Genomic DNA, 5,908 nt, shown 5'->3' with positions numbered 1-5,908 from the left:
GCGGGGAGGCGGGCGAGCAGCGCGGCGGCTCCGGAGCCCCGGGCGACGGGGACCCGGCCGGTACCGGGTCCGGCGGGCGGTCGCGGGAGAGCGCCCCGCCCACCCCGGGGCCGGACGGCGCGGGCGACCGGGCCGAGGACTCCACCGCACGTCCGCCCGGGGCGGACGTGCGGTGGAGGGAACTGTGCGAGAAGCTGCGGAGCGGTGAGCTGAGCCGGCGGGAACGCGCCGAGCTGGAGCTCGCCGCGGGAGTGCCGGACCGGGTGGACGGCTACTGCCGCGAGTCCGGTGCGGCGGCCGGCGGCGCCGAGGACGGTACGGGCGGCGGGGCCGCCCCGGGCGGATCGTCCGGTGGCTCCTCGGGGGGTTCCTCCGGTACGGGCGGCCCGGAACTGCCCGTCACGGGCGGCCAGGCCGGCGGCGCCGAGGGCGGCGACGCGCTTCCCGAGGAGGAGGGCGGCGACGCGCTTCCCGGGGGAGACGGCGGCGACGCCTTCCCCGCCGGCGACGGGCAGGCCGAACCCACCGCCCCCGGGCGGATCCCGGACACCCCGGCGGTGACGCCGGGCACCGCGGCCGCCGGCGCCGCGTCCTGAACCCGGGGCCCGGCCCGAAGGCGCGCGGACGGCCGTGTGACCGGTGTCACCGGGATCGCCGCCCGGCGGGTGTGACACTTTCCCGGCCGCGGACGCAGTACAGAACAAGCCGACTGGTCATCGGCGAGCGCGCCACCCGAGGTTCCCCCCGTACCTGCGGGATGCGCGTAGCGGGGGGGGGGGGGGTTCCCCCGGCCCCGCCCCCCCCTCTCCCCACACCGCCCCGCCCCGCTTCGGCAGGGCGCCGGGGAGGTCAGTAGACGATCACCTTCTCCCCCACCCTCACCTGCTCGAAGAGCGCCGCGATCTTCTTCTTGTCCCGTACGTTGACGCAGCCGTGCGAGGCGCCGTTGTAGCCGTTGGCGGCGAAGTCCGCGGAGTAGTGCACCGCCTGGCCCCCGCTGAAGAACATCGCGTACGGCATCGGGGTGTCGTAGAGCGTGGAATGGTGGTTCCGGCTCTTGAAGGTGACGCCGAACTCGCCCTCGCGGGTCGGGGTGAGCTCCGAGCCGAAACGCACGTCCATGGCGGAGACGACCTTTCCGTCGATCATCCAGGCCAGCGTCCGGCTCTCCTTGCTGATGCACAGCGCCCGGCCCGTCAGACACCTCGGGTCGGGGTCGGTTACCGGCCGGGTGGTGGGCGGGTACAGCTCGGCCCGCGTGGGGGGCCTCGTCCGCGCGGTCAGGGCGCTCCAGGTGGCCTGGGTGACCTGGCCGTCAGCCGTCAGTCCCCGCCGCTTCTGGAAGGCGGACACGGACGCGGTGGTGACCGGGCCGTAGTAGCCGGTCGGGTTGAGGTCGAAGTGCCCGGCCTGGCGCAGCCGCGCCTGGAGCTCGCGGACCCTCTCGCCCTGCGCGCCCTCCCGCAGCACCGGCGGCGCCGAGGGTGGCGGGGGTGGCGGGGGCGGCGCGGTGGACGCCGGCGGCGCCTCGGAGGCCTCCGGAGGCGGCGGGGCGGACGCGGGCAGCTTCTCGGGCGGTGCCGAGGTGTGTCGTTCCTCCTCCTCGCTCACGGACGGCGTGGGTGTGGGCGTGGGTGTGGGTGTGGGCGTCGGGTCGGGCGCGGGCGTGCTCGGCGTCACGGACGGCGCGGTCGGTGGTGCGGTGACCGCCGCGGGCGACCGCGACTGTGCATCCGTCTGCTGCGCCGTGCATCCCGCACCCAGCAGCGCCACGGCCGCCGCCGCGAGCGCGGCACGGCCCGCGGTCCCGTGTCGCACGGACTCCCCCCAGGACATCTGATACCCCCTCGAATCAGCCGGACCTTCACCGGTTTCCCCACCCGTGTGGATTCCCGGCAGCCAGACTGCCCGAACCAGGGACGACGAACCACCCCCCGGCGGTTCCGCGCGCGGCGCCCGCGCGGGCCCTTCCGCGCACCACCCCGCTCGTCTGTGAGGAAGGTCCCAGGCTGTGGCTCTCCCGCCGCTCTCCCGCCGATCGCTACAGTCCGTATCGGACAGGGCGACGAAGCGGGAGGCACCGAACATGGCACGCGAGACTGGCCGCGGAACGGGCGGGGACCGGCTCACCGAGAGCGGACTGCCGATCGAGCCGGTCTACGGACCCGACTCGCTCCGGGACTGGGACCCGGAGGCGAAGCTGGGCGAGCCCGGTTCGTACCCGTACACGCGGGGTGTCTACCCGACGATGTACACCGGGCGGCCGTGGACGATGCGCCAGTACGCCGGTTTCGGCACGGCGGTGGAGTCCAACGCCCGCTACAAGCAGCTGATCGCCAACGGCACCATGGGCCTGTCGGTCGCCTTCGACCTGCCGACCCAGATGGGCCACGACTCCGACGCCCCCATCGCGCACGGTGAGGTCGGAAAGGTCGGCGTGGCGATCGACTCGATCGACGACATGCGGGTGCTGTTCGACGGCATCCCGCTGGGCGAGGTCTCCACCTCGATGACGATCAACGCCCCCGCCGCCGTCCTGCTGCTGCTCTACCAGCTGGTGGCCGAGGAGCAGGGTGTGCCGTCGCGGAAGCTGACGGGCACGATCCAGAACGACGTGCTCAAGGAGTACATCGCCCGCGGCACCTACATCTTCCCGCCCAAGCCCTCGCTGCGGCTGATCGCGGACATCTTCAAGTACTGCCGGGCCGAGATCCCGCGCTGGAACACCATCTCCATCTCCGGCTACCACATGGCCGAGGCCGGGGCGACGCCCGCGCAGGAGATCGCCTTCACCCTCGCCGACGGCATCGAGTACGTGCGCACGGCGGTGGCGGCCGGGATGGACGTGGACGACTTCGCGCCCAGGCTGTCGTTCTTCTTCGTCGCGCGCACCACGATCCTGGAGGAGGTGGCCAAGTTCCGCGCCGCCCGCCGGATCTGGGCACGGGTGATGAAGGAGGAGTTCGGGGCCGGGAACCCCAAGTCGCTGATGCTGCGCTTCCACACCCAGACCGCGGGCGTGCAGCTCACCGCGCAGCAGCCCGAGGTGAACCTGGTGCGCGTGGCCGTCCAGGGCCTGGGCGCGGTGCTGGGCGGTACCCAGTCGCTGCACACCAACTCCTACGACGAGGCCATCGCCCTGCCCACCGACAAGTCGGCCCGCCTGGCGCTGCGCACCCAGCAGGTGCTGGCCTACGAGACGGACGTGACCGCCACCGTCGACCCCTTCGCCGGGTCGTACGTGGTGGAGTCGATGACCGACGCGGTCGAGGCCGCCGCGCTGGAGCTGATGGGCAAGGTCGAGGAGCTGGGCGGAGCGGTCAACGCCATCGAACACGGCTACCAGAAGGGCGAGATCGAGCGCAGCGCGTACGCCATCGCCCAGGAGACCGACTCCGGCGAGCGCGTCGTCGTCGGCGTCAACCGGTTCCAGCTCGACGAGGAGGAGCCCTACGAGCCGCTGAGGGTGGACCCGGCCATCGAGGCCCAGCAGGCCGAGCGGCTGGCGCGGCTGCGCGCCGAGCGTGACCGGGCGGCCGTGGACGGTGCGCTGGCCGAGCTGCGCAAGGCCGCCGAGGGCAGCGACAACGTGCTGTACCCGATGAAGGAGGCGCTGCGGGTCCGGGCCACCGTCGGCGAGGTCTGCGACACCCTGCGGGAGGTGTGGGGCGCCTACGTCCCCACCGACGCCTTCTGAGCCCGCCGTCCGGCCTCGTCGGCCCACCCGCCCCGCCGACCCCGTGCTCCGGGGGACGGCGGGGCGGCCGGTTCCTCACGCTCCGGGGTTCGGGCGGCGCCGCGTGGAGTGAACGGTTGACGTTGCGCGGGCCACCCTGTTGCCCCTGTTGAACGCGGCCGTGCCGTGACCCCGGCCGGTGCCCGCGCGGGTGTGGCCCGGCCCCTCCCGTGATGGTGGGGCAGGGCCGGCCGCAACTACGGTACGGCGGCTCCGGCCTGATACCGGAGGGCTGGAAGGGGCGGGAAAGCGCCGCCGGTACGGCTGGGGCGTGGCAGGATCACCGCTACCGAGAGCCCCGGCCGGAAGAGCACGTGTCCGTGCGCGAAATCGAAGTGAAGTACCAGGTGCTCGACCGTGAGGCGCTGCTGCTGGCGCTGAAGGAGCGGGGCGTGTGGCTGTCCGAGCCAGGGGACTGTAAAACGTTCGGTGTAACTCCTGAGCAAGGAAGATGCATCGATGACCAGTGAGAACGTGACCGAGACCGAGACCGTCAAGGCCGTCGAGCCGCAGTCGGCGAGGGGTGTGGACAACCAGCTGATCGACGAGCTGGTGGGCCGCGCTCAGGCCGAGGGCCTGCAGCTGACCGGCAAGGGCCAGGCCCGCTGGACCATGCGCTGGAAGACCGCCCTGAACGCCTTCGACATCACCTTCGACGGCCGCCTGTCGGCAGCCCGTCAGTAACCCTCAACAACCTTGGTTACACCGCTCGTTTGACAGACCCTTGAAGCACGACTGCCCGCGCAGGTACGAAGTCAGGATGACCATGTACGGGTCACCTGATCGCTCCGCGCTGTACTGCATGCGGAACAGCACCGAACGGCTGAGGTCTATGTGGCCCAGTCCGTACGCCACATCGTGCACACACCGGTACACGTATGCCAGCAATCTGTGGGCTCGCTCCTGCTGATGGCCTTCGTGTTCGGCGGAGGCTTCCACCAGTTCGTCAATGAGCCCGGGGGCATCGGTGGCCACAGCCAGGTAATTCGCCCGTCGCCGCTTCTCACCGAGGCTCTTCACGTCGGTGGCCAACTCGTCCAACGGCCGTCGCGGGGTTCCGGTGCCCAGTTGCAGGTCCCAGTTCTCCATGCTGGCTCGGATCGCGGCCAGCGGCGCGTCGAAGCGTTCGGTGCGCTGGACATCGGCGTACGGCTGTCCGGCCAGCACACTTGCCTCGATGCCCAAGGCACGGGCGCATGCCGCTATCAGGGCGGGCGAGGCGGGTCGTTGCCCGGACTCCACCTTGGTGAGCAGGCTGTGGGAGATATGAGCGCGATCGGCTAGACCGTGTTGCGTGAGGTGCGCCAGTTTGCGTTGTTCGGCGATTCGCGCGCCGATGTGCATGTTCCCGTCACGAGGCATACTGACTCTCCGTTCTGACCTCGACACTCAGAACAGTACCCACCGGGTGACCCAGTGGGTGCAACGCCCGGGCCCCCGCCTCCACGGCGGGGGCCGACGCGCGCATGCGGCTCTCACGCAGCTACCCAGCTCCGGTGCCCGTCGACCGGGACGCGGGTGAACGGGGCGCGGGCCTCCTCATCGATGGGCTGGGCGCAGTCCCGTGACGGGACCGGCGTGTTGGGCGGCCGGCGGACTCGGCTGAGAGAGCCGGGCCGACACGGGGACGTCCCCCGGCGGTCTTCGGCCGGGGGACGTCCCCGTGTCGGTGGTGCGAGGGGCGGGCCCCGCCGGATGCGCGTTACAGCAGGCCGAGCCCGGTGACGATCACGGAGACCAGCACGGTGAGCGTCCAGCCGAGCGCCTGCTCGACCAGCTTCTCGCGGTCCTCCTCCGACGGTCCGCCGGTACGGAGCCGGAGTGCCGGGAGCCTCGCCGCCATCGTGTGACCCATGGTGGTGTCCTCGTCTCGCCTCGTGGCGCGCCGGTGCGCGGGGCGCCGGTGCGCCGTTGGTGTGCCTGTGTCCGTGATCGCCGCGAATGGGCGTCGCGGACCTCCAGCATGAGGGGGACCGTGCCGTTCAAACAGAGACACGGATCACCCCGCGACCGGGCGCCGGTGGCCCAGCCGTCCCCGACGCACCGTCCGTCCTGCGGTGATGGGCCCGGCGGAGGGCGGGCGGCCGTACGGCTGTGACGAACGACACGGGGCGCGAAGGCCGAACCCGTCCCCGCGGGGCCCGCTCACCGCCGCGCCCGCCGCCCCAGCGC

At 72.3% G+C, this 5,908-nt stretch carries 6 protein-coding genes and 1 pseudogene; 4 read left to right on the top strand and 3 right to left on the bottom strand.

What is annotated here, in order from left to right; translation table 11 throughout:
* A pseudogene (locus AC2CJA_RS23165) lies at nucleotides 1-596 on the top strand (hypothetical protein); the annotation flags it as partial.
* Between the two features lie 253 nt (nucleotides 597-849).
* Here AC2CJA_RS23165 and AC2CJA_RS23160 read toward each other — a convergent pair.
* Nucleotides 850-1,611: a L,D-transpeptidase family protein gene (locus AC2CJA_RS23160; RefSeq protein ID WP_484604620.1), complete on the bottom strand. Its 762-nt coding sequence runs from the start codon at nucleotides 1,609-1,611 to the stop codon at nucleotides 850-852.
* Nucleotides 1,612-2,086: 475 nt separating this feature from the next.
* On the opposite strand from AC2CJA_RS23160, the gene AC2CJA_RS23155 reads away from it, so the two are divergent.
* The 3 genes from AC2CJA_RS23155 to AC2CJA_RS23145 all read left to right on the top strand — a co-directional run bounded on the left by AC2CJA_RS23155 (nucleotide 2,087) and on the right by AC2CJA_RS23145 (nucleotide 4,420).
* Nucleotides 2,087-3,697 carry an acyl-CoA mutase large subunit family protein gene (locus AC2CJA_RS23155; RefSeq protein ID WP_484604619.1) on the top strand — a complete coding sequence of 537 codons (1,611 nt, stop codon included), beginning with the start codon at nucleotides 2,087-2,089 and terminating at the stop codon, nucleotides 3,695-3,697.
* Between the two features lie 359 nt (nucleotides 3,698-4,056).
* The gene (locus AC2CJA_RS23150; protein ID WP_484604618.1) at nucleotides 4,057-4,206 is read left to right on the top strand and encodes a hypothetical protein; all 150 of its coding nucleotides are present in this window, start codon (nucleotides 4,057-4,059) and stop codon (nucleotides 4,204-4,206) included.
* Nucleotides 4,196-4,420, top strand: a complete 225-nt coding sequence (locus tag AC2CJA_RS23145) for a hypothetical protein (RefSeq protein WP_484604621.1) — start codon at nucleotides 4,196-4,198, stop codon at nucleotides 4,418-4,420. Before AC2CJA_RS23150 ends, AC2CJA_RS23145 begins: the two co-directional genes overlap by 11 nt.
* A 3-nt stretch (nucleotides 4,421-4,423) precedes the next feature.
* Here the strand turns inward: AC2CJA_RS23145 and AC2CJA_RS23140 are convergent, their stop codons facing one another.
* Together AC2CJA_RS23140 and AC2CJA_RS23135 are read right to left on the bottom strand one after the other, a co-directional pair.
* Nucleotides 4,424-5,098: a helix-turn-helix domain-containing protein gene (locus tag AC2CJA_RS23140; protein WP_484604617.1), complete on the bottom strand. Its 675-nt coding sequence runs from the start codon at nucleotides 5,096-5,098 to the stop codon at nucleotides 4,424-4,426.
* A 340-nt stretch (nucleotides 5,099-5,438) separates the two neighbouring features.
* Entirely contained in the window at nucleotides 5,439-5,591 is a 153-nt protein-coding gene (locus AC2CJA_RS23135; RefSeq protein ID WP_484604616.1) for an SCO1431 family membrane protein, read from the bottom strand.
* Nucleotides 5,592-5,908: the final 317 nt, after the last annotated feature.

The sequence above is a fragment of the Streptomyces sp. ATLC9 genome (assembly GCF_057196705.1).
The sequence above is the reverse complement of the archived record's forward strand: the minus strand, read 5'-3'. Positions and strand labels throughout refer to the sequence as shown.

Excerpts from the sequence above, each read along its gene's own strand:
- AC2CJA_RS23135 (WP_484604616.1), bottom strand. The coding sequence starts at position 5,591 with ATGGGTCACACGATGGCGGCGAGGCTCCCGGCACTCCGGCTCCGTACC.
- AC2CJA_RS23140 (WP_484604617.1), bottom strand. The coding sequence starts at position 5,098 with ATGCCTCGTGACGGGAACATGCACATCGGCGCGCGAATCGCCGAACAA.
- AC2CJA_RS23145 (WP_484604621.1), top strand. The coding sequence starts at position 4,196 with ATGACCAGTGAGAACGTGACCGAGACCGAGACCGTCAAGGCCGTCGAG.
- AC2CJA_RS23155 (WP_484604619.1), top strand. The coding sequence starts at position 2,087 with ATGGCACGCGAGACTGGCCGCGGAACGGGCGGGGACCGGCTCACCGAG.